We start from the raw sequence: 22,324 nt of genomic DNA, 5'->3' as shown, positions 1-22,324 counted from the left end.
GGTCAGCGCTGGGCTGCCGCATGATGGGGTCAGGAGAGCGGGATGCCTCAAGCTGTTTCGCGACCTTCGGCAAAGCCGAGGATCCGGACTCTCAACGAGAGTCATCCCGCCCATCGTCCCCATGGGAACGACCGCTTTCCGCCTCTTCAGGCAGGAACTGGTTCGTGTCTCCTCATGCTGCTGCGAGCGCCGGCGCCTTGCCCCAACGGAACTCGGCCTGGTCGCTCCACATGCGATGCAGGATGACCGCGAGCTTGCGCGCTACAGCGACCCGGGCCTTGGCCATGCCGCGGCGTTGCGCAACGCGCATCCCCCACGCCTTTAGTGTCGACCATTTCTGGCATCGGGTCAGCAGCGTGTGCGCCGCCTCATAGAGCGCGGTGCGCGCGAGTTCATCGCCGCATCGGCTGATGCATCCCTGGATATCGGTCTCGCCAGACTGGTAGCGTCGGGGCGTGAGACCAAGGTGGGCGCCAACGTCGCGGGATCGTCGAAAGCGCTCGGGCTGATCGACCGTCGATCGGAAGGCGAGCGCGGTCAGCGGTCCCACGCCTGGCACTGTCATCAGCCGCCGGCAGATCGGCTCGACGCGGACCGCATCCAGTACGCGCTTCGTCAACCGCTCGATCTGGCGCGCCATCCTGTCGGGCACCGCAAGCAATGGCTCGACGATATCGGAGATGGCCGCATCGACCGAAGCGAGCTCTCGGACCCAGACGGCGAAGAGCTTGCGTGATGGCGTCCCGAACTTGAGTCCGACCTCCCGCAGCACCGCACGGACCGCGTTTTCGATGTCGCGCTGCTTGTTCAACATCGTGCGGCGCGCGCCGATCGGCACGGCGTGCTCTTCACGTGAACCGCCCGATACCAGCCGGTCCGGATGATCTGTGCCAGACCACGAGCATCATTGCGGTCGGTCTTGTTCGGCATCGCGCCCATTGCCGCCTTCGCCGCCCGCGTCTCGATGCACAACACCGGCAGGCCGGCGCGCGTCAGACCCTGATGAAGCCATGACGACTGCGAGCATGCCTCCAGCCCGATACGCTCGAACCCCAGGCCGGTCGCGGCCAGCGCCTCGATCAGCGCATCGGGCTCACTGGCGCCGCGAAGCTCGCGGATCACCTTGCCCGTCTCATCGACAATGCAGATCGCCGTCTCTTCCAACGATACATCCAGTCCGGCATAATAGCGCATGGTTGCTTCTCCTCATGGTTGTGGCCGCTCGATGCGGACCACGTTCTACCATCTGCGAGGAGCAGCCACCCACCGACTCGGCGGGTGAGCCCCAATCACCCATCTGACTCATAATCATTTGGTCTGATTTCAGTTGTTTGAGATCCTTCGGGTGTAGCCGGGGCAAATTCCCGGGCAGCAACTACAAAACGCCCTGGAGCAGCCGAGCGGCGCTTCGCCAACAGACTCAAATGACTCAATTTTCCTGATGCGCATTTTCCATGCTGCAACTGCGTGCCCGGGAATTTGCCCCAGTTACCCTTCGGGTGATGAGCTGGATCGAGGCGAGATAGAGCCACGCAGTGGCGCTTTCGATGGTCCGTTCAAAGTCTTTGGCGAGGCGGCGATTGCGGTTCAGCCATGCGAAGGTTCGCTCAACAACCCAGCGCCGGGGTAGCACCTCGAAGCCCTTTGCGGTGCCGGATCGCTTGATGATCTCAATCGTCCATTTGCCGATTTTGGTCAGCGCCGCGCGGAGCTTGTCACCGGCATAACCACCATCGGCAAAGACGTGGCGCAGCCAGGGGAAGCGGTACCGGATGCTAGAGAGCACATCGGGTGCGCCGTCACGGTCCTGCACATCGGCTGTGTGGACGATGGCCGCAACGAGGAAGCCCTGCGTATCGGTGACGATATGACGCTTCCTGCCCTTGATCTTCTTGCCGGCGTCATAGCCCCGTGGCCCGCCGCTTTCGGTGGTTTTGACGCTCTGGCTGTCGATCACGCCGGCAGACCGCGATGCCTCGCGGCCTGCCGCCTCGCGTGCCGCCATGAGCAGCGTGTGATTGATCGATCGCCACAGGCCAGCATCGCGCCAGCCGTAGAAATAATACTGTACCGTCATCATCGGCGGAAACAAACCGGGTGACAGCATCCGCCACGGCAGCCCGCCGCGCAGCAGATAAAGCAACGCTTCGACGATCTGCCGATAACTCCACAAAGGCGGGCGGCCACGGCGCGAACGCGGCCCCAACAAAGGCTCCAGAACCGCCCATTCCGCGTCGGTCAAATCGCTTGGCAAGCGCAACCCATCTCGGGCAAACTGCTGCCGGGTGGTGTCGGTCCACATGTGATCCTCCGTCGATGCTTCGCAACACCGATTGAATCACAAACAACTGATATCACCCAACTTCTTTTTCGGACTGGCTCTAACAGCGAAGGTCTTTCAACGGCTTTGTTGTCGCCTGGCCCGCTTGTGCCATCCACCACCAATTCGGAGCATCAAGCCTTTTCGATGAACCGGGCCTTGAAACTGAGAGCCTCGGAAAGCGGCAACCTTGCCACGTCTCGCCCGCCTCCCCCACCAGCGACGAAAAGCATTTCCCGTCTTTCCATCACGAGGGGATTTGATAAAGAGGCCGCAAGCGACGCGGCAGCGACAACCACGGTGTAGGAGACAAAAGAGAGACAGAAGTTTGTTTCAGGTGCCCTAAGTACTTGAAATGCGGGTGTAGCTCAATGGCAGAGCAGAAGCTTCCCAAGCTTACGACGAGGGTTCGATTCCCTTCACCCGCTCCATCCCGTAAATTACCGACGTCCATCCGCGGCTGTGAAGCCCTTCCGAAATCTGCGGTATTTTCTCTTCATCCCACGCCGTTCTGGATCGATCACCATGGTCTCGAAGGGAAGCTGCCCTGCTGCGACCCCAGCACATCGAGACGGCTGTACCCATCGTTCGGCACGCTGGCGGCGAGTTGGATCACGCCGGCAATGCGATGTGCGATCAGGTAGTCGCCGTGATGGCGATCTTGCCCGCGCCGTCGCGCGCTTCGAGCGCGGCATAGGCTTCAGCGAGCGTCGCGAGCGTGAACTCCCGCGGATCGAGCCGCGGCAGCAGCTTGCCCTGTTCGACCAGGGTGGTGAGTTCGGCGAGGATCTCGCCGAAATGCCCGCGGCCTTCGCCGTCGATTAGAGGCTGCAACGTGAACACGCCCGAATAGCTGGCCTGACGGAAGGAGAGCGGCGCCAGCAGATGCTGCCCCCAGCCAAGGCTGCTCACGACATGGCCGAAGCGGCGCACGGCATGGAATGACGCATCGAGCAACGCACCGCCGCCGGTGTCGTAGACGATGTCGAACCCGTTGCCGTCACCATACGCGCGCACATAGTCAGCAACGTCGCGGCCGCCGTCGATCGGGGCGGCGCCCAGGCGTTCGAGATAGGCGAGGTCGTCGCCCCCCAGCGCGGTCGCTGAAACCGTCGCGCCCCTGGCCAGCGCGAGCTGGACGACCGCGTGGCCGACGCCACCGGCACCGCCCTGCACCAACACCGTCTGCCCGGGGCGGAGCTGCGCGCGGTCGATCAGGCCTTCCCAGGCGGTGATCGCGACGAGCGGCAGCACCGCGGCCTCGCGCATCGACAGGTTGGCCGGCTTGTGGGCGATCAGACGCGCATCGGCGACGGCATATTCGGCGTGGGTACCGGGCAGGCCGCCTACCCCGCCGATCATGCCATAGACTTCGTCGCCGGGCACGAAGCCGCGAACATCCGCTCCGACGCGCTCGATCGTGCCGGCCATGTCGAGGCCAAGCGTCGCCGGAAGCGGGTTGCGCGCGTGCGCGGCGAGCCCGGCGCGGATCTTGATATCGAGCGGGTTGGTGCCGCTCGCGTGGACGCGGACCAGCACCTCACCGGCACCGGGCTGAGGGAGCGCGACATCGCGCAGATGGAAGGGGCCGTCATGGGTTTCGACGACGGCGGCGATCATGGAGGAAGAGGTCATCGGCTAATGTCCCGTTGGAGAGAATGATCTGCAGATAGGGCCTGCATTATTGACGGGAAATAGCCATAAATGTACTATATCCATTCATTTTTGATGGACACTCGAAATGGCGGCCTTGGAATGGAGCGACCTGCCGATCTTTCTCGCCATCGCGCGCGAAGGGACGCTCGGCGGCGCGGCGCGGCGGTGCGGCCAGTCGCAGCCGACCATGGGGCGGCGCCTGCACGCGCTCGAGCACGCCTGCGGTACAGCTCTGTTCCAGCGCGGCAGCGGCGGCTTCGTGCTGACCGACGAGGGGCTGGTGCTGCTGCGGCATGCCGAGCGGATGGAAATTGAAGCGCTGGCGGTGGCGCGCGAACTCGCCGGCACCGAGGCTGGGCTCGACGGCCTGCTGCGCATTTCCTGTTCGGACTGGTTCGGCCGCGTGCTCCTGGCGCCGGTCCTCGCCGAATTCGCGGGCATGCATCCGCGCGTGGTGGTCGAAACCCTGACCGATCCGCGGGTGTACAGCCTCGCGCGGCGCGAGGCCGACCTCGTCATCCGGCTCGCCCCCTTCGACGAACCGGAGGTAATCGCGCGGCGACTGGTGACGGTGCGATACGCGGTCTATGGCCGCCCCGGCGCCTGCCATGCCGAACCCGGCGACGGCGAAGGCTGCCGGCTGCTCGTCATGGACACGGCATTCGGCAAGATGCCCGACGTCGGCTGGCTGATGAAGATGCTGCCGCGCGCGACGATCGCGTCGCGCAGCAACAGCCGCGAGATCCAGGCCCAGCTATGCGCGCTCGGCGCCGGGCTGGCCGTGCTGCCGCGAGCGTTGGGGGACGGCATCGCCGGGATCGAGCCGATCGATCTGGGCGAGGACCCGCCCACCCGCGACAATTGGCTCGGCTATCACCGCGATCTGAAGCGGCTGCCGCGATTGCGCGCGCTGGCCGATTTGCTGATCGAGCGATCGCAGCACTGGTAGGCGGTGCAGCCCCGGAACCACCACCCTGCGGACGGTTCGCGCTCATCGGCGGCGCGGCGTGGAATCGCGGATTTCCGACAGCTGCCACTGTACCGTGCGCTTGTCGATCATGCCGTGGACGGCCGAATCGGCGGTTTCGGCGAGCAATCGGTCGGCGGCCGACTGCGCTTGTGCCTTCGACGCCCAATGGAGCAGATCGACGATGCTTCCGTGGTCGACTTCGGCGATGTCGCGCGAGAGAAAGCCCGGCTGCCGCGCGAGCCACTGCGTCAGCCCGGCATCGTTCGCCGCGACGAAGTCGGCGCTTGTACTGCCCTCGATCAGCCTGAAGCTGGTGATTTCGATTGCTTCGGCCATTTCGATATACCTTTCGCACCTTGGCGGCGGGGCAGGAGTCGCCCCGCGCTGCCTTCAGATGACGTAGCCTCCGGCGACCTCGATGGTCTGGGCGTTGATCCAGCCATTGGCGCCGCTCAGCATGGCGGCGATGACCCGCCCGACGTCTTCGGGCTCGCCGATCCGGCCGAGCGCGGTCTGCGAAGCGAGCAGCGCCTCGAACGGCGCCGGAAGCCCGCCGCCCAGTTCGGTGCGGATCGCGCCCGGTGCGATCGCGTTCGCCCGGATGCCGCGCACGCCGAATTCCTTGGCCATGTAGCGGGTCAGGACTTCGAGGCCGCCCTTGAACGCTGCATAGGGCGCCACGCCCGCTGTGGCGACGCGCGTCGTGGCGCTGGTGAGGTTGAGGATCTGCCCACCGTCGGCGAGCAGCGGCAACAGCGTCTGGGTGAGGAAAAAGGGGCCCTTCAGATGTACGCGCATCAGCCCATCGAATTCCGCCTCGCTCACCGAATCGATCGGATGAAACAGGCCGTGGCCGGCATTGTTGACCAACGCGTCGATTCGCCGGGCGTCCCAATGTTCCGACAGAATCTGCTCGAGCCGCGCACGAAACGCGGGAAAGGCGCTGCAATCGCCGACATCGAGCCGCAGCGCCACGGCGGAGCCGCCTTCGGAGACGATCTCGCCGACCAGGTCCGCAGCGGCGTCCTGGCGGTGCTGGAAAGTGACGACCACGCCCATGCCTGCGCGCGCGCAGTGCTGCGCGGCGCTGCGCCCGATCCCACGGCTGCCGCCGGTGATGACCACGATCCTCATGCTTGCTCCTCACTGGATGAGAGTGCGTGTCGGATAGCGCCGCAGCGCCGCGGGCGCGTGCCTGATCCTGCTGATCTCTTGCCCGATCCTGCTCTCTCCGAACCAGCGAGGGCGCCGCTGCGATGAAACAGCAGCTTGCGGAGCTGATCCGTCTCGCGTCCGGCGCTTCGCGCAGGGGATATGCGACCGGCATCCCGCGGGTATCGATCGTCGAGGGCGAGGTTCCCGAACACGCGCTTTCGGCGGTGTACGAACCGATGGTGAACCTCATACTGCGCGGGTCCAAGTCCCTCGCGATTGGACCCCACCGCCTGGCCTATGATCCCGCGACCTATTTCGTGATGACGGTCGATCTGCCGGCGGTCGGCGTCGTTCGTCCTGCTTCGGATGGGGCGCCCTATCTATCGGCGGCACTGACGCTCGACCCGCAGCTCGTCGCGCAGATCGCGTCGGAAGCGCTGTCCCTGGACCACAGCCCGGCAGGCGGCTTTTCGGTGTCGACGGTAACACCCGAATTGCTCGATGCCTGGCTGCGGATGCTGCAACTGATGCAGCGCCCGGAAGAGGTTGCCGGGCTCGCCCCCGCCTATGAACGCGAGATCGTCTATCGGGTGCTGCAGGGGCCGCAGGGCTGGATTCTCCGCAGCCTGGCCACCGCCGATGCGGTGCCGGCGCGGGTGCAGTGCGCGATCCGCTGGATCCGCGGCAACCTCGCCGCGCCGCTCCGCGTCGAGGAGCTCGCCGCGCGGGCGGCAATGAGCCCCTCGGCGTTTCATCGCCATTTCAAGGCGGTGACCGCGATGAGCCCGCTTCAGTTCCAGAAGCGGATCCGTCTGCTCCAGGCGCGTACCTCGCTCGTCGCCGGCGCGGCGTCGATCGCATCGGCCGCCTTCGATGTGGGCTATGAGAGCGCGTCGCAATTCTCCCGCGAATATGCACGGTTTTTCGGCTGGACACCCTCGGCTGATCGCGCGCGGTTGCGGAAAGAGGCCCGGCGCCTGCGCGTCGAGGGCACGGGGCCCGGCTGAGGGAGTGTCTGGCCGCGTGAGGCGGCCACATCGGGCTTCACGCCGCTTGACCCGCAACCAGCCGCGCCTGCGACATCTTCGAGGGGCGGTCAGCGCGGCGTTCGGCCGGTCCGCTCGCCGTTCCGCAAAGGCTGCGCAACGCGACATTTCCCAACCCGCCGCTCCCTCACGGCCGGCAACCACGCAGATGTGCCCTATCCTCCTCGAGCGGCTCTCCCATTTTCGTCAGCGCGCGGCAGCAGCCCATGGAAATTCCCGCTGCGGGTACGATCCCTTCACCGCCAGGATCCTTGGCCCGGCCCCTGGTGGCGCGATGCTCTTCGCCGGCTTTTGCGCAAGGCGGAGCAGCAGGTCAGTCGTCGCATGACGATCCACGGGGCGAGAAAACAGATAGCCCTGGCCGAACAGGCAGCCGAAATCGCGCAGCTGCGACAATTGGCTCTCGGTTTCGATTCCTTCGGCGATGACATGAATGCCAAGCTTGCGCGCGATCAGGAACAATCCTTCGACAATGGCGCTGCTGGCGTCCTCCGGCGTTAACCGGCCGATAAAGGACTTGTCGATCTTGATCACGTCGGCGGGAACCGTCAGCAGATGCGTGAGCGACGCGAAGCCGGTGCCGAAGTCGTCCAGCGCCACGCGGAGCCCCTTTCGGCGTATCGCCTTGATCTCGCGCGTTGCTACCAGCGCCCCCCGTCCCAGATAGACGTCTTCGGTGATCTCCACGATCAGATGTTCCAGGGAGACATTCTCGCGCTGGAACGCCCGGATGAGCTGCGCATCAAGTCCACCGCGCTGGAAATCCGCCGCGGAGAGATTGATGCTGACATGCTGAATCGGGATGCCCATGTCGAGCCATGCCCGGATGTCGCTTGCGACCCGCGACAGCATCAGTTCGGTCATGCCTGATGCGACGAGCATGTCCGACGTCGCGTCAGAGAATTCCGCGGCGGAAACGATCTCGCCGCTCTCGGTCGTCAGCCGGCACAGGGCTTCAAGGCCGATGATTTCGCGGGTGTCGAGACGAACCACCGGCTGGTAATAGGCATCGAGCCGGCTCTCGCGCAGCGCGATACCCACGTCGCGAATGGCCGAGAGGCGATGCGTGATGGCGGTCCCGATGCCGGGCCAATAGCGGACGAACCCGCCCCGGCCGGTTTCCTTGGCGTGGTACAGGGCAAAATCCGCATTCTGCCGCACGCTGTCCGCACCATGGTCGGCATGGGACAGAATCGCACCCCCGATTGTCGCTTGAGGGTGAACGAGATGGCCGTCGCACTGAACCGGTTCGATCAGGCGCTCCAGAATCCGGGCGGCGGCAGCGTCGAGATCGCGAAGTGCTTCGGGAGCCTGAACGATGACGGCGAATTCGTCGCCGCCAAGCCGGTAGGCCTTGTCGGGTTCGCATGCCGCCGCGATGCGCGATGCGACCTCTTCCAGAAGAATGTCGCCGGCGTGATGGCCGAAAGTATCGTTGACCATCTTGAGATTGTCGAGATCGGCAACGAGCAACGCCCATGCACCGGGCTCAGCACAGGTCAGGGCGCCGAGTGCCGCGCTGAAGCAGGCGCGATTGGAGAGTCCCGTCAGGCCATCGACATTGGCCAGACGGTCGCGTTCGAGAACACGCTCGTGACGCTCCAGCGCGATCGCGCAAAGATGGAGGCAGGTGCCGACGATTTTCTCTTCGATTTCACTCGGACCGCGATGTCGACGATAATAAAAGGCGAAGGTCCCGAGCACCCGCCCCTGCGACCCGCAGATGGGGCTCGACCAGCAAGCCTTGAAGCCGAGCGGCAATGCGAGCTGTTTGTAGTTCGCCCAGAGCGGATCATGCTCGATGTCGGTTACCGACACGGGCGCTTGCAGATAGGCGGCGGTCCCGCACGAGCCGGTATTCGGGCCGATTGCCAGGCCATCCAGGGCCGCGGAATAGGATTCGGGAAGGCTTGGGCCTGATAGCGGATGAAGAAGGCCCGCATGGTCGACGGTGAGCACGGAGCAGATGATATCGGGTACCATCCGCTCCACCTCGACGCAGAGGCGGTCGGTGGTGCGTTTCAGACCCTCGCCCTTCGCCACCATTTCGAGGATGATATTCTGCAACCGTAACACGGTGAGTATTCCCAATAGAAGGTGATCCAGCCTTCTTATGCCCGGGCGTAGGAAGTCGGCAGAGTAAACGTGCCCAACAACGGGTTAATATTCCGGCGGTAGGAGCCGACCCTATACTGACGTTCATCGCTGATCGTCGTCACGTCGACCAATCGCACCAGGCAATGGTCGCTTTTTCGGACAAGGGTCACGATGTGCCGGCCACAGGACCATGGCCGCCGCCTGGTTTATTTTGATCAGCCGCGTTCGCGGCAATGCGTTCTGCGGGAAGCCTCAGGGTGAACGGACCCTGTGAGCCTCAACGCCATGATCGAGGACGAAGCGATTGCGCCCCCGACGCTTGGCTTCATACAGTGCACGATCGGCAGCTGCGAAAACCTCCGCCTGGGAAACAGTCTTTCCGTGGAGCTTGAATGCTACGCCGACACTCACCGTGACGACGCCAACGCCGTCCGACCGTCCCGGATGAACAATGGCAAGGCTCTCGATTGCCTGCACAAGGCCTCTGGCGAGGCGGGCTGCCCCCAGGTCTCCGATGTCCCGTACGGCAATCGTGAACTCTTCCCCGCCGAACCGCGCGCAGACCATATCCGTGCCGGCCGCCATGGCTGCAAACACAGCCCCGACGCTGCGCAGGCAATCGTCGCCCGCTGGATGCCCCAGCACGTCGTTGAAGAGCTTGAAATGGTCGATGTCGATCATCATCACCGCTGCGGGGCGATCGTCGTCGAACCACTCGTCCATGCGCTCGCTCAGGAACCGTCGATTTGGAAGGCCGGTCAGTGCGTCCGTCCTGGACAGATCCTGAAACTGCTTCCGGGCTGCCTCGGCCGCTTCAGCTGCAAGGCGCGCGCCCAACTGCGAAAGATAGTCCACACATCTGCGGCGCTCGATCCGGTAGTTGGCGTAGAGGCTGAAGAGACACGCAGTCGCGAGCTGAACCGCAAAGGCGAAACGCAGCGTCGCATCGAGGTCCGGCTTCGTGAAGATCGCGGCGCTCGTCATCACGAAGGCCAGGCAGGTGAACACGACCGCATGCCGGAAGCGAAGCGGGAGAAGCATGTTGCCGAAGATGAGCGTCAGCGAAAACTCGCCAAAGGTGAAAGCGCCCAATGGCTCGTCGGTCAGCCAGAAAAGGAAGACCGGGATCAGATAGGCGCACACAATGGCGCCGAGAACCATCAGCTCGCGCAAACGCGCGGGAAAGCGGCCGATATGCCACGCAAGCGCAAGGGACATCGGCGTAACCAGAAGGACCCGAAATCCAGCCGACAACCAGACGATATCGCGCAGCAATACGATGCTGGTGAGGTTATAGGCGTTGTAGAGCGCCACGCCGACATAGATCGCGCTGCGAAGGGCGGCGATGCGCTCCTCACCCTGCTCGGTCTCGTAGCGCATTCGTATTTCGGGGACGAAGCGAAGCCAGCGATCGAGAGACCTGACGATCTCCCTGTCCGATATAGGACGCCGTTCACTCCACACAGGCAATTACTCATCAAACTAGGCCCTTTTCTGGCGCCTGGCATATTAACGTTTCGATAAGGCCTGGCGTGCCGCACGCGGGTGCGATCCGCAGAAGTGTGAGGCCGACCGCGTGCCTAAGTATCTGTGATAAAATGAAGATCGTCGGCGCGCTGAAAAAGCCGCATCTACAAAGAGGGTTCCCCCGGTCGCTCGGGCTGCATACGGAACAGGCGTGACGATATCCATCCTTCCCGTAAAAGGGGTCGGCGAAATCACGCCGGGCACCGACCTCGCGCGCGTGCTGACCGACGCCATGGAGGGGGACGACGCAATCGCGCTGAGCGATGGCGACATCCTGGTGGTGACTCAGAAGATCGTCTCGAAGGCCGAAGGCCGCTATTGCGACCTGCGCCACATCGTTCCCTCGCCCGAGGCGGAAGAACTGGCCGCGGTGACACGCAAGGATCCGCGGCTGGTCGAGATGATCCTGCGCGAATCGGAGGCGGTGGTACGCAGCGCTCCCTTCGTGCTGATCACCAGGCACCGGCTCGGCATGGTGATGGCCAATGCCGGGATCGACCAGTCCAATCTCGGCCCGGGCGGCGAAGACCGCATCCTGTTGCTGCCGCTCGACCCCGATGCGTCCGCCGAAGGGATCCGTGACACGGTGTATCGGCGCACCGGCCAAAGCGTCGCGGTGGTGATTTCCGACAGTTTCGGCAGGCCGTGGCGGAACGGCGTGGTCAATGTTGCGATCGGCGCCGCCGGGCTGGCGTCGATCGTCGACGAACGCGGCAAGGCCGATCGCAATGGGCGCATCCTGGGCGTGACCCAGGTCGCGCTGGCCGACGCCGTTGCTTCCGCCGCGGGGCTGATCATGGGCGAAGCAGCCGAGGGCATTCCCGCCGCTATCGTGCGCGGCGTCGCGCTGCACAGTGCGCACGCATCGCCGGCGCGGGCGCTGCTCCGCCCCGCCGCCGAGGATCTGTTTCGATGAGCGGTCGCATCGTCGTCCTGACCGGCGGGGTCGGCGGCGCCAAGCTCGCCCTTGGCCTGTGCCACGCCGTGCCCGCTGAATCAGTGACCGCGATCGTCAATACCGGCGACGATTTCCGCCATTTGGGGCTGTGGATCTCGCCCGATCTCGATACGTTGCTCTACACGCTTTCCGGCAAATCCGACGAAGAACGCGGTTGGGGCAGGGCGAGCGAAAGCTGGAATTTCATGGCGGTGCTCCGCACGCTGGGCGGCGAGGACTGGTTCCAGCTCGGCGATGGCGATCTCGCGCTGCATGTCGAGCGTAGCCGGCGATTACAGGCCGGGCGGACGCTGACTGACGTCATGGCGGACTATGGCCGGTCATGGCATGTCGCCGCCGAAATCCTGCCGATGAGCGACCAGCCGGTGGCAACCTGGCTCGACACCGATGAGGGGCCCCTGCCCTTCCAGCGCTATTTCGTTGAGCGCCGCTGCGCACCCCGCGCGACAGCGGTCCGGTTCGACGGGGCCGAACAGGCCCTGCCCGGCCCGGATGTCATCGCCCGCCTGACCAGCCCGGATACGAAGGCGATCCTCATCGCGCCCTCCAATCCCTATCTCAGCATCGATCCGATCCTCGCCGTGCCGGGCATTCGCGCCGCCCTGGCCAGCGCCGTGGCGCCGGTCGTCGCGGTCTCCCCTCTGGTGGGGGGCGACGCAGTCAAGGGGCCGACCCGCAAATTGATGGACGAGCTCGGCATGCCGGCAACCCCCCGCGCCATCGCCGATCATTATGCCGGGATCATCGATGCGCTGCTGGTCGACGAGCGCGATCGTGGCGCACCCTTGCCTGAGACCGCACATGATTTCTGCGACACGCTCATGCTGACCCTGGACGACCGCCTCCGCGTCGCGCACGCCGCCCTCGATCTGGCCGCACGCACGACACGCTAGTCACCCTGGACGCGTTTCAGGGTCCGCCGCGATTCAACTTCACGGGCGAACATGTCAGCGTCCCGATGATGAGGAACCGCATCATCAGATCCGTTGTCGCCGCACCGTTGAATCGGGTTTCGCTGTTATGGCTTGAATCTTTCGCTGTTATCCCGTCGCGGCTTCGCTGTTCCGCATCTCGGTTTCCCTGTTATCGAATAACAGCGAAAACCTTGGTTAAGCCTCTGATCAAAAATGATAATATTTCCAACAAATTGGCGAAAAACAGCCCGAAAAAAATTTCTTCGCTGTTCTTTCCCTGTTCCGGGGCGATAACAGCGAAAACGGCACCGTCGGCAGCCTCGAGCACCGAATACCGCGCCGGGGATTTCTCCGCGGAGGACCTTCCCTTGTCGACCCGTTTGCGTATCGTCGGGGCGTCGGGCGAGGCTCTTCCTTCTGCGCACGGGACCCCGGACCACACCGAGCGCGAGGCGCGGCAGCACCGGCATGAATCCCACTACAGGCCCGAACCCGAAACGTACGCACGACCTGACGGCGGGTCCGATCGTCGCGACCTTGCTCGCCTTCGCCCTGCCGACCCTGGTGTCGAACGTGCTGCAATCGCTCAACGGATCGATCAATGCGATGTGGGTCGGGCAGCTGCTCGGCGTCACCGGGCTCGCGGCGACGTCGAACGCGAACCTCATCATGTTCATGGTCTATGCGCTGAGCTTCGGCTTCGGCATGGCGGTCGCCATCCTGATCGGCCAGACGATGGGGCGGCGCGATCTTGACGGGGTGAGGCGGCTCGTCGGGGCTGGCGTCGCGCTGTTTCTCCTGCTCGGGCTTGTGACGGGAGTCGGCGGCTGGCTGGCGTCGCCGGCGATCCTGCGCCTCCTGGTGACGCCCGCCGACGTCTATCCCCAGGCGCTTGTCTATGCGCGCGTCACCTTCATCGGCGTCCCCGCAGGGCTGATGATCCTCTTCCTGCAGATGGCGCTGCGCGGGACGGGAGACTCGCTGACGCCGCTCCTGCTGGTCATTCCCGGCGCCCTGATCGATGTCGGGCTCAATCCGGTCCTCATCCTTGGCCTCGGGCCGATGCCGAAAATGGGCATTGCCGGCTCGGCGGCTGCCGGCCTGATCGCCAATTATGTCTCGGTGTCGCTGCTGTTCGGCTACATCTACCGGCGCGACCTCGGTATCCGCCTGCGTGGCCGCGAGTTCCACTATCTGATCCCGGCGCGCGACCTCGTTTTCACGATCATGCGCAAAGGCGCGCCGATGGGCCTGCAGATGATCGTGGTCACCGTCGCGTCGCTGGCGATGATGGGACTGGTCAACCGCCACGGCACCACCACCGTCGCCGCGTACGGCGCGACCAACCAGCTCTGGACCTATATCCAGATGCCGGCGGTAGCGGTCGGCGCGGCGGTGAGCGCGATGGTGGCGCAGAATATCGGCGCCGGCCGCTGGGACCGCATCGGCAGGATTACCGGAGCCGGCATGGTGATCAACCTGGCGTTGACGGGCGCGCTGGTGCTCAGCGTCACGCTGCCGGACCGGTTCGTGCTCGGCTGGTTCCTCGGCCATGACGACCGGGCGATCGCGATCGCCCGGCACATCAGCCTGCTGGCGAGCTGGAGCTATATCATCTCCGGCGTGATGATGGTGCTCGGCGCCGTGCCGCGGGCCAATGGCGCGACGCTGATGCCGCTCCTCATCGCCACCGTCGCGCTGGTGCCGGGCAGGTTCGGCTTCGCCTATGCGCTCGGCCCGGCATGGGGCGCCGACGCGATCTGGTGGAGCTTCCCGGTCGGCTACGGCATCGCGGCGATCCTGACCGCCCTCTATTACCGTTACGGCGGGTGGCGCAGGATCAGGCTGCTGGCCGAACCGTCGCGCGAGGAAGTCGACGAGCTGGTGCAGAGCGAATCGGAGCCGACCGGGCGGGTTCATCCTGCGGGGTGAACCGGCGGTAAGATCGTGGGGAGACACAGGATGGACGTGCTTGATTTCGCTGAGGCCTACGGCCCCGTCGCCCTCGTCACGGGGGCTTCGTCGGGCATCGGCAAGGCCTTTGCCGAGGCGCTCGCCGCGCGCAGGCTGGATCTCGTGCTCGTCGCACGGCGCATCGAGCGGCTCGAGGCGTTGGCCGCGACGCTGTCGCGCGACCATGGCATTCGGACGCGGGCGCTGCAGGTCGATCTCGCCGATCCGCTGGCGTCGCAGGCGATTCTCGAGGCAACCCGCTCGCTCGACATCGGCCTGGTGGTCAGCAATGCCGGCTTCGGCATGAAGGGCGAGCATGCCGCCAATGACTCAAGCGCAATGGCCGACATGGTGATGGTCAACTGCACCGTGCCGATGCAGCTCGCCCATGGTTTCATCCCGCGCCTGCGTGCCCGCAAGCGGGGCGGGCTGATCCTGACCGCCTCGGTCGAAGGCCTTATCGGCTGTCCCTATTCCGCCGCCTATGCCGCGACCAAGGCGCTCGTGGTGTCGCTGGGGGAGGCGCTGTGGGCTGAGCTCAGACCGGACGGCATCGACGTCCTGACCCTGTGCCCCGGGGCGACGGAGTCCGAGGCGGCGGAGAGGCAGGGCATCGACCTCTCGAAACTGCAGAATGTGATGTCAGCCGACGACGTGGTTCGCCTGACCATGGAGAATATCCGGAAAGGGCCGACCTTCATCAGCAGCGATCATTACCGAGCCAGCTTCGACCGGCTCCTGGCAATGCCCCGGCGCGATGCCCTGATGGCGATGGCCGGCGCGATGAAGCGGTAGCGCCGCGGGCCTCAGGGCCTCCAACGAAGATCGGCCGGGCAGCGGGTGCTGTCCGGCCGATCTCCGATCGAGCAATGGCTTTCAGTGGTCAGTGCGATCCGAAGCGGAACACCATGTTCACGCCGAACTCGCGGTTCGGCGTCGTGGTGATGGTGGTGTAGCTGCTTGTCGTGTTTGCCGCTGTGGGCCCGGTCAGGATTGGTCCGTTCGGACCGAAACCACCAAAGCCGAGCTGCTGGTAGGAGGTCGAGTTCGGCGTGGTCCGGGTCAGCACCTTGTCGGTGTTGAGGATGTTCTTCGCGTACAGGTTGATTTCCCACATGCCGCGCGGATCGCGGATGCCGGTGAACAGGTTGAGCAACCCATAGGAGCCGACCTGGTCGAACGCATTGGTCGGGTCGCCCTGCGACTGGCCGTTGAAGGTCAGCAACCCGCGCAGATAGGCATCGACATGGTCCGAAATCGGATGCGAATATTCCGACTGGATGGTGGCGCTGAACGGCGGCAGGAAGGACGAACGCTGCGTGACCTTGCAGGCGCTGATATTGTTGGCGCCGGTCGCCGCCTGCAGCTGGGCGAGCGTCGGGGCGGAAGTGACCGCATCGGGCACGCCGTCCTTGTTCAGATCGGTGCAGGGGATCGTCCCGCCCTTGATCTTGCCGAGCGCATAGCTGGCGACGATGCCGATGCTGAAGCGGTGGGTTACATCGACCGACAGCTCGCCCTCGACGCCGTTCACTTCAGCCGGAACCGCGGCCACGAAGTTGAAGTTCGCGACCTGCTGCGAGGTGCCGGTCACATTGCCCTGCGCGTCCCGTACCGCCACCGTGTTGATGTAATAGACGCCATTGCCCGGCGCACGGTAGACGAAGTTGCTGAAGGTCTGGTGATAGCCGCTGATGTTGAAATGCGCGCGGTGGTCGAACAGCGTGCTCTTCAACCCGACTTCATAGGATTTCGAGGATTCCGCGGGAAGGTTGATGAACGACCGCTCGAGCGCCGAGCTCGCTATGTTGAAATCGCCGATCGCGCTGATGCCCGGGCGGAAGGACGAGCCCGTGCTGGCATAGACCATGATCTCGGGGGTGAAGTTATGCTGCACCGACGCGCTGTAGATCCATTTCTTCTCCTCGCGACTGTCGTTCAGGACCACGTTCCCGCCGACGACGAGGTTCCCGACATCCTTGTAGCTGATGTGACGGAGGCCACCCGAAAACTGCGTTGAGTTGCCGATATGGGCGGTCACGTTGCCGAAGAAGGATTGCTCGTGCGACCGGCCGTTGCGGGCCACTGGCGTCTGCACAAGCGCTGCGACACCGCCGCCGAACAGCAGTGGAAGGCGCACGATCGTCGGCGAGTTCAGCGTCGTCGGCGTCGTGTTCTTGTTGTCGAAGGCGCCGAGGACATAGTCGAAGATCCCGAGAACGCGCTCCTGGTTCTGCAGCCGCAGTTCATGCGAAGTCGAGGAGATGTTGCTCGACGTATTCTGATAGGTGTCGGTGCCCGGGAACAGGTTTGCCGTATCCTGGCTGACAGCCGACCGGATCTTCTGCGTGTAATGCTGGCCCTGATAGATCAGCTGCTGGCCGGCGAACGACAGCTCGGCGCGCCCGTTATAGATATCATAGAGCTGGCTGACCACGTTCGGCCGGGCCCGGTTGGAAAGCCTGGCATCGGCGGTGATCAGCGGATCAGTGGTCGCCGGTGCGGCCGGATTGGCCTGGCTGTACGATTCATACTGGTCGAAATTGCGGTAATTATTGTCGAAGCGCTCGTACATGCCTTCGAGCCGCAGCCAGTCGACCGGCTGAACGATCGCGCTGACGCGGCCGCTGGCGGTCCGGGTGTGCGGGTCGCGCGCGTCATAGCTGCGGTCGAGGCTGCGGACGCGGTTGGCGTCACCGACATTGTAGAGGCCGGCGACGCGGATCGCTGCGATACCCGGAATGACGTCGACATTCACTGCGCCTTGCAGGTTCTGGGTCCCGATGTCGTTGGCGGTCGCCTGAACATAGCCGCCGATCGAATTGAGATCCGGCTTCTTGGTCGTGACGGTGATCGAGCCCGATGGCGAAGCGCGGCCGCGCAGCGTGCCCTGCGGACCGCGCAGCACCTCGACCTGGCCGATGTCGTAAACCTGCTGCAGGATAACGCCTGCGGTGATCGGTGCGTCGTCCAGATAGAATTCGACGGTCGGATTGTTGCCGCTTGCGTTGATATCGAAGTTGACGCCGCGCAGCTGTGCGTTGGCGCCGGTGCCGTTCGGAAGGGTCGACAGCTGCAGACCGGGGACGAGGTTCTGGACTTCAGTGAAGTTGCGGATGTTGAGCTTGGCGATATCGGCGGCGGTCACCGCGTTGACCACGGCCGGCACGTCCTGGAGGCGTTCGTCGCGACGGCGCGCCTGCACGATGATGTCGCTCGTCGACGCAAGATCCTCGTTCGCATCGGCCTGGGCGGCTGGTGCGGCAGGCGGCGTCTGCTGCGCCATCGCCTGGGTCGGCGCTGCCAGTGCGGCAACACAAGCGCACGCCAGATAACTGGAAATAATTGCCTTCATGAGTTGGGTCCTCCCCTGGGGTTTCACCGCACAACCTCTTTTAGGGTCTGCGTCGGCACGTCGATTCGTCTGCGCGTTATGCACAAATGTTGGGCAATGGCCTCAATCATACAGGGGTGTTGGATTACATATCGCGGCTGCGATCAGGTGCCGGCTGTGGCGTCACGGCGCCACCCCTCGGCGATTGATCGACACAGCTCGAGCCGCAACCAGCACGGCCAGCACCAGCCTCGAGGCCGGACCGGAGGCGCCGTCGGACATCATCGATTACCGCCGACGCGGTATTTCGCCGCACGGTCGGTCCCATGGTGGCTTGCGCCGCGATCGCTCGATACGAGCCTCACGCATGACGGGCGGATCCCACCGCCCGAACCCGATTCAATCCGGAGACATGTGGTGACTGACAGGACGCTCGATTGCTCGGACCTAGACCAGTATCTCGGCAAGCCGATCCAGCCGGCGCGCATGAAAGAGCCGTTGCACAATAACGACTTCCGCCGCTGGGTGCAGGCAATGCACTATCCGAACCTGCTGCATTACGATCATGATTTCGCAAAGGAAGGCCGTTACGGGCGGCTCGTCGCGCCGCAGTCCTTCGCGGTCGCGACTGACGACGGTCACGGCGCCGGCCCTGCCTGTGTCGGCGGCATCAAGGGGTCGCACCTGATCTTCGGCGGTGACGAATGGTGGTTCTACGGGCCGCGCATTTTCGGCGGCGACCGGATCACCAACGAGAAGATTCCGTTCGACTATGTCGTCAAGGAGACCAAATTCGCCGGGCCGACCTGCTTCCAGCGCGGCGACAATAATTACTACAACCAGGACGGCGACCTGATCGCCAAGCAGCGCTCGACCGCGATCCGCTACCGCAATGATCTCGCGGTCGAGATGGGATCGATGACCGCGACCGAGGATCCCGAATGGACTGATGACGAACTCGCCGAGCTCGAAACGCGCAAGCTCGAATTCATCGACATGATGCACGCGCTCGGCCACGGCAAACGCTGGTGGGAGGATGTCAGCATCGGCGACAAGCTGCCGGTCCGCGTGTTCGGCCCGCACAGTATCGCCAGCATCACCACTGAATGGCGCGCCTATCTCTTCACCTTGTGGGGCGACACCCATCGCCCGACCCTCGATTTCGATGCGCTCGGCTTCGATCCCGCGATGGCCGGCCACGAAAATGACGGCGTGATGGAGCGGATCAATCCCGAGCTGACCGACGGCGCCTATTTCGGCCCCTCGCGCGGCCATCTCTTCCCGCGCTGGGCGCGCTATATCGGCATGCCGCGTACCTATGGCTATGGCGCGTCGATGGGCGCCTGGGTGCTCGACTATCTCGCCGGCTGGGCTGGCGAATGGGGCCAGGTCGTCCACGTCAATTCGGCCTATCGCGCGCCTGCCTTTACCGGCGACGCGACGATCATGACGGCCGACATCATCGACAAGCTGGTCGACGAGCAGGGCCGCCATGTCGTTCAGGTCGATTGCAAGATGGCCAACCAGCTCGGCGTCACCATGGCGACCGCGAAGGGCGAGATCGAGCTGCCGACGAAGAAAGGCTGACTGCGTCGCAGGGGAGCGCCGGGCGGCACCCCCCCCGCGCCCATCAATGGAACGCGGCGAGATCCTCGGTCTGGAACGCCATCAGGCCGCGATCGTCTCCGGCGTGCACCTTCGCCGCCCAATCGGGGTCAGTGATCAGCGCACGGCCGACCGCGATCAGGTCGAACTCATTGCGTTCCATCCGTCGGATCAGGCTGTCGAGCGAGGTCGGGGTCGATTGCTCCCCGGCGAAGACATTGATGAAATCCCCCGACAGCCCGACCGAGCCGACGCTGATCGTCGCAGCGCCGGTCAGCTTCTTGGCCCAGCCGGCGAAGTTCAACCCTTCCTCGCCGTCGATCTCGGGGAATTCGGGCGTCCAGAAACGCCGCTGCGAGCAATGCAGCATGTCGGCGCCCGCTTCGACCAGTGGCACCAGCCAATCGGCCATTGCATCCGGCGTTTCGGCGAGCCGCACGGTGAAGGCCTGCTGCTTCCACTGGCTGACCCGCAGGATGATCGGAAAGTCGGGGCCGACCGCAGCACGCATCGCGGCGATCACCTCGGCTGCATAGCGCGACCGCTCCCTGAGCGTCGCCCCGCCATAGCGATCGCGCCGCCCGTTGGTCCCGTCCCAGAAGAACTGATCGACCAGATAACCATGCGCGCCGTGAATCTCGACGACGTCATAGCCCAGCCGCTGCGCATCCACCGCCGCGCGCGCCCAGGCGGCGATTGAATCGGCGATATCCTCCTCGCTCATCGCGACGCCGCGCGCCTCGTCGGGTTTGACCAGGCCTGACGGGCTCTCGACGTCGCCCTCGGGTTCCCAATTGGCGGTCATGCTGCGGATAGAAGCCGAGTGCCACAGCTGCGGCCCCATCGCGCCGCCTGCGGCATGGACTGCGTCGATCACTTTCTTCCAACCCGGCAGCGCATCGCCAAAGAAGAAGGGAATGCCCGGATCATTGCGCGAATTGGGTCGCTCGATCACCGCGCCTTCGGACAGGATCAGACCCACCTCGCCTTCAGCCCGCCGGCGGTAATAATCGACATGCGGCTCGCCCGGCAAGCCGCCTGTCGCGAACGAGCGCGTCATCGGCGCCATCACGATCCGGTTCCTGAGGCCGAGCGACTTCAGGCGGAACGGCTCGAACAGGACATCGGCAGGCGAAGACATGATTTGAAACCTCATCCGGGTGCGCCGCGGATCGTACCCCGCGTGCCCTTGTTGCATTCAACTGCCGAATTCGCGATTGCTGATCAAGTGTTCAGCAATCAGCCTCGAACAACAACGCAGGAGCGTTTCCCGCGCGAGGGTCGGAGGGCGGCGCGGCGCCGACCAGGCTGGTCCGCGAGCCGATCCGAACAAGCACCCGCCGATGAGCCCGAAGAGAGGAATGCTAATGACTGCCTATATGATCCTGATCCGCGACGAACCCGTGCGCGACGCGGAGGCGATGGCTGAATATCAGCGGATGAATCGCGAGAATGCGGCCGAATTCAGCGCCAAGCTGACGCCGCTCGTCGTCTATGGCGCCGTCGAGGCGCTCGAAGGCCCGACGCCCGACGGCGTGCTCGTCCTGCAATTCCCGACCGTCGAGGATGCGAAAGCCTGGTATGACAGCCCGGCCTATCAGGCGGCGCTGCCCTATCGCAGGCAAGCCGCTGATTACCGGGCGATGATCGTGCAGGGCCTCTCGTGATGCGCGCCCTTTTCGCCACGCGCCCTATCGGCGCGCTGCCGGATCGGGCACGATCAGCGCTTGAAGCGCCACGAGCGCCTGATCGGGTTTCGGCAGGTCGAACAAATCGATCTCCTGAACCTCGCCCTTCGCGTCACGCACCGACAGGCTGATCCAGCCGCGGTCCGATTTCTCCTCGATCAGGCTTGCCGACAGGAGGTCGGCGCCCTGGATCTGGCGATATATCACGCCCGTCCCCGGTGCGCGCCATGCGATCCGACGATCAGTGATAGCGATCGTGCCGGCGAGAGCGCGGGCCAGCACGCCCGCCCTGGTGACGATCAGCACCATCATGCCGATAGCCATGATGCCGATCGAGAGGAGGGCCACGAACGAATATAGCAGGTGGGTCACAAGCAGCCCTGGCCGACTCCAGATTGCCCAGAGCCACAGAGCGAAAATCATTGGCGGAGGCCAGGCCAGGGCGGCGATGAACCAATAGGCCATCGGCCAGCCGGGCCTGCCCTCCCACCGCACCGGCTCTTCAGCGGGCAGACAAAAGCTGGAATCCGGCTTGAGGGCATCGTCATTGGTGCTGCAGACGACGCCCAGCCGGTCCAGCGCCTTAACCAACCGCCGTCCATCGGCAAAGGTCAGGGCCAAGGGCCGGGTTTGTGGGGTCAGCTTCGCCCGGGCGCCGACCAGTTGGCGGTTCACGCGGGCCCTGGTCAAGGCGTCCAGCGGGACGGAGACGCTTTCCCAACCGGCAGTCACGATCACGCCCGCCTCGCTGATCGAAATCGTTGAGGCCATTGCCGGAAGCATTCGCCGGCCCACCGTCGCGGCAAAGGAAAGGAAGATGAAGCCGCCCAGCAACAGCAACGCGATCCGGACAGTTTCGGGCGATGCCGGGTATGTCCGCCCGAGGAGGCGAAGGGAAGAGTGCGCATCCGGCCCTGCCAGCGATGCTAACATCGCGAACCAGGCAGCGAAGAACAGCGCGACCGCCAGGATGAACGGCGCTCCCCACAGCAGGAAGACCAGCCGTGACTCGCGGATGAAAACCGGACTCACTTTCGACGACAGTCTGCTGAACTCCTGCATTTCCGGCGGAGGCGCCGACGTGCCAGGCACCCTATCTCC

General features: G+C 64.5%; 17 protein-coding genes, 1 tRNA gene and 1 pseudogene. 9 read left to right on the top strand and 10 right to left on the bottom strand.

Going from position 1 to position 22,324, the window contains the following annotated elements; all coding sequences use genetic code 11:
* Positions 1 to 172 precede the first annotated feature (172 nt).
* Both ABD050_RS23405 and ABD050_RS23400 read right to left on the bottom strand, forming a co-directional pair.
* Positions 173 to 1,194, bottom strand: a pseudogene (locus ABD050_RS23405) (IS110 family RNA-guided transposase).
* Between the two features lie 235 nt (positions 1,195 to 1,429).
* Entirely contained in the window at positions 1,430 to 2,302 is an 873-nt protein-coding gene (locus tag ABD050_RS23400) for an IS5 family transposase (RefSeq protein ID WP_343891935.1), read from the bottom strand.
* A gap of 375 nt (positions 2,303 to 2,677) precedes the next feature.
* Here ABD050_RS23400 and ABD050_RS23395 point away from each other — a divergent pair.
* Positions 2,678 to 2,751 (top strand) — tRNA-Gly (locus ABD050_RS23395).
* 205 nt (positions 2,752 to 2,956) lie between these two features.
* Here the strand turns inward: ABD050_RS23395 and ABD050_RS23390 are convergent.
* Entirely contained in the window at positions 2,957 to 3,955 is a 999-nt protein-coding gene (locus tag ABD050_RS23390) for a zinc-dependent alcohol dehydrogenase family protein (RefSeq protein WP_343891934.1), read from the bottom strand.
* 106 nt (positions 3,956 to 4,061) lie between these two features.
* Between ABD050_RS23390 and ABD050_RS23385 the strand changes: the two genes are divergently transcribed.
* Entirely contained in the window at positions 4,062 to 4,925 is an 864-nt protein-coding gene (locus ABD050_RS23385; RefSeq protein ID WP_343891933.1) for a LysR family transcriptional regulator, read from the top strand.
* A 42-nt stretch (positions 4,926 to 4,967) separates the two neighbouring features.
* Here the strand turns inward: ABD050_RS23385 and ABD050_RS23380 are convergent, their stop codons facing one another.
* Both ABD050_RS23380 and ABD050_RS23375 read right to left on the bottom strand, forming a co-directional pair.
* Complete coding sequence (locus ABD050_RS23380) at positions 4,968 to 5,282, bottom strand: hypothetical protein (RefSeq protein WP_343891932.1); 315 nt, start codon at positions 5,280 to 5,282, stop codon at positions 4,968 to 4,970.
* Positions 5,283 to 5,336: 54 nt separating this feature from the next.
* Positions 5,337 to 6,080, bottom strand: coding sequence for an SDR family NAD(P)-dependent oxidoreductase (locus ABD050_RS23375; RefSeq protein ID WP_343891931.1), 744 nt, complete (start codon positions 6,078 to 6,080; stop codon positions 5,337 to 5,339).
* 122 nt (positions 6,081 to 6,202) lie between these two features.
* Here ABD050_RS23375 and ABD050_RS23370 point away from each other — a divergent pair, with 122 nt between their 5' ends.
* A complete protein-coding gene (locus tag ABD050_RS23370) occupies positions 6,203 to 7,108 on the top strand; it encodes an AraC family transcriptional regulator (RefSeq protein ID WP_343891930.1) in 906 nt (301 codons plus the stop codon).
* Positions 7,109 to 7,333: 225 nt separating this feature from the next.
* Here ABD050_RS23370 and ABD050_RS23365 read toward each other — a convergent pair whose 3' ends face one another.
* Both ABD050_RS23365 and ABD050_RS23360 read right to left on the bottom strand, forming a co-directional pair.
* Positions 7,334 to 9,223 carry a bifunctional diguanylate cyclase/phosphodiesterase gene (locus tag ABD050_RS23365; RefSeq protein ID WP_343891929.1) on the bottom strand — a complete coding sequence of 630 codons (1,890 nt, stop codon included), beginning with the start codon at positions 9,221 to 9,223 and terminating at the stop codon, positions 7,334 to 7,336.
* 273 nt (positions 9,224 to 9,496) lie between these two features.
* Positions 9,497 to 10,624, bottom strand: coding sequence for a GGDEF domain-containing protein (locus tag ABD050_RS23360; protein ID WP_343891928.1), 1,128 nt, complete (start codon positions 10,622 to 10,624; stop codon positions 9,497 to 9,499).
* Positions 10,625 to 10,922: 298 nt separating this feature from the next.
* Here ABD050_RS23360 and cofE point away from each other — a divergent pair, with 298 nt between their 5' ends.
* The 4 genes from cofE to ABD050_RS23340 all read left to right on the top strand — a co-directional run bounded on the left by cofE (position 10,923) and on the right by ABD050_RS23340 (position 15,391).
* Entirely contained in the window at positions 10,923 to 11,687 is a 765-nt protein-coding gene (cofE, locus tag ABD050_RS23355; RefSeq protein WP_343891927.1) for a coenzyme F420-0:L-glutamate ligase, read from the top strand.
* On the top strand, positions 11,684 to 12,622 hold the full coding sequence (gene cofD / locus ABD050_RS23350) for a 2-phospho-L-lactate transferase (protein ID WP_343891926.1): 939 nt from the start codon (positions 11,684 to 11,686) through the stop codon (positions 12,620 to 12,622). Before cofE ends, cofD begins: the two co-directional genes overlap by 4 nt.
* A gap of 489 nt (positions 12,623 to 13,111) precedes the next feature.
* Entirely contained in the window at positions 13,112 to 14,575 is a 1,464-nt protein-coding gene (locus ABD050_RS23345) for an MATE family efflux transporter (protein WP_343891925.1), read from the top strand.
* A 30-nt stretch (positions 14,576 to 14,605) separates the two neighbouring features.
* Positions 14,606 to 15,391 carry an SDR family NAD(P)-dependent oxidoreductase gene (locus ABD050_RS23340; RefSeq protein ID WP_343891924.1) on the top strand — a complete coding sequence of 262 codons (786 nt, stop codon included), beginning with the start codon at positions 14,606 to 14,608 and terminating at the stop codon, positions 15,389 to 15,391.
* An 88-nt stretch (positions 15,392 to 15,479) separates the two neighbouring features.
* On the opposite strand, the gene ABD050_RS23335 is transcribed toward ABD050_RS23340, so the two are convergent.
* A complete protein-coding gene (locus ABD050_RS23335) occupies positions 15,480 to 17,951 on the bottom strand; it encodes a TonB-dependent receptor (protein ID WP_343891923.1) in 2,472 nt (823 codons plus the stop codon).
* A 396-nt stretch (positions 17,952 to 18,347) separates the two neighbouring features.
* Here ABD050_RS23335 and ABD050_RS23330 point away from each other — a divergent pair, with 396 nt between their 5' ends.
* Positions 18,348 to 19,517, top strand: a complete 1,170-nt coding sequence (locus ABD050_RS23330; protein ID WP_343891922.1) for an FAS1-like dehydratase domain-containing protein — start codon at positions 18,348 to 18,350, stop codon at positions 19,515 to 19,517.
* Positions 19,518 to 19,560: 43 nt separating this feature from the next.
* Here the strand turns inward: ABD050_RS23330 and ABD050_RS23325 are convergent, their stop codons facing one another.
* Positions 19,561 to 20,676, bottom strand: a complete 1,116-nt coding sequence (locus ABD050_RS23325; protein ID WP_343891921.1) for an NADH:flavin oxidoreductase — start codon at positions 20,674 to 20,676, stop codon at positions 19,561 to 19,563.
* 226 nt (positions 20,677 to 20,902) lie between these two features.
* On the opposite strand from ABD050_RS23325, the gene ABD050_RS23320 reads away from it, so the two are divergent.
* On the top strand, positions 20,903 to 21,202 hold the full coding sequence (locus ABD050_RS23320; protein WP_343891920.1) for a DUF1330 domain-containing protein: 300 nt from the start codon (positions 20,903 to 20,905) through the stop codon (positions 21,200 to 21,202).
* Positions 21,203 to 21,226: 24 nt separating this feature from the next.
* Here ABD050_RS23320 and ABD050_RS23315 read toward each other — a convergent pair whose 3' ends face one another.
* Entirely contained in the window at positions 21,227 to 22,255 is a 1,029-nt protein-coding gene (locus ABD050_RS23315; protein WP_343891919.1) for a hypothetical protein, read from the bottom strand.
* Between the last annotated feature and the right edge of the window lie 69 nt (positions 22,256 to 22,324).

The sequence above is a fragment of the Sphingomonas oligophenolica genome (assembly GCF_039522915.1).
GTDB lineage: Bacteria > Pseudomonadota > Alphaproteobacteria > Sphingomonadales > Sphingomonadaceae > Sphingomonas > Sphingomonas oligophenolica.
This window is presented reverse-complemented; position numbering and strand designations above follow the sequence as displayed.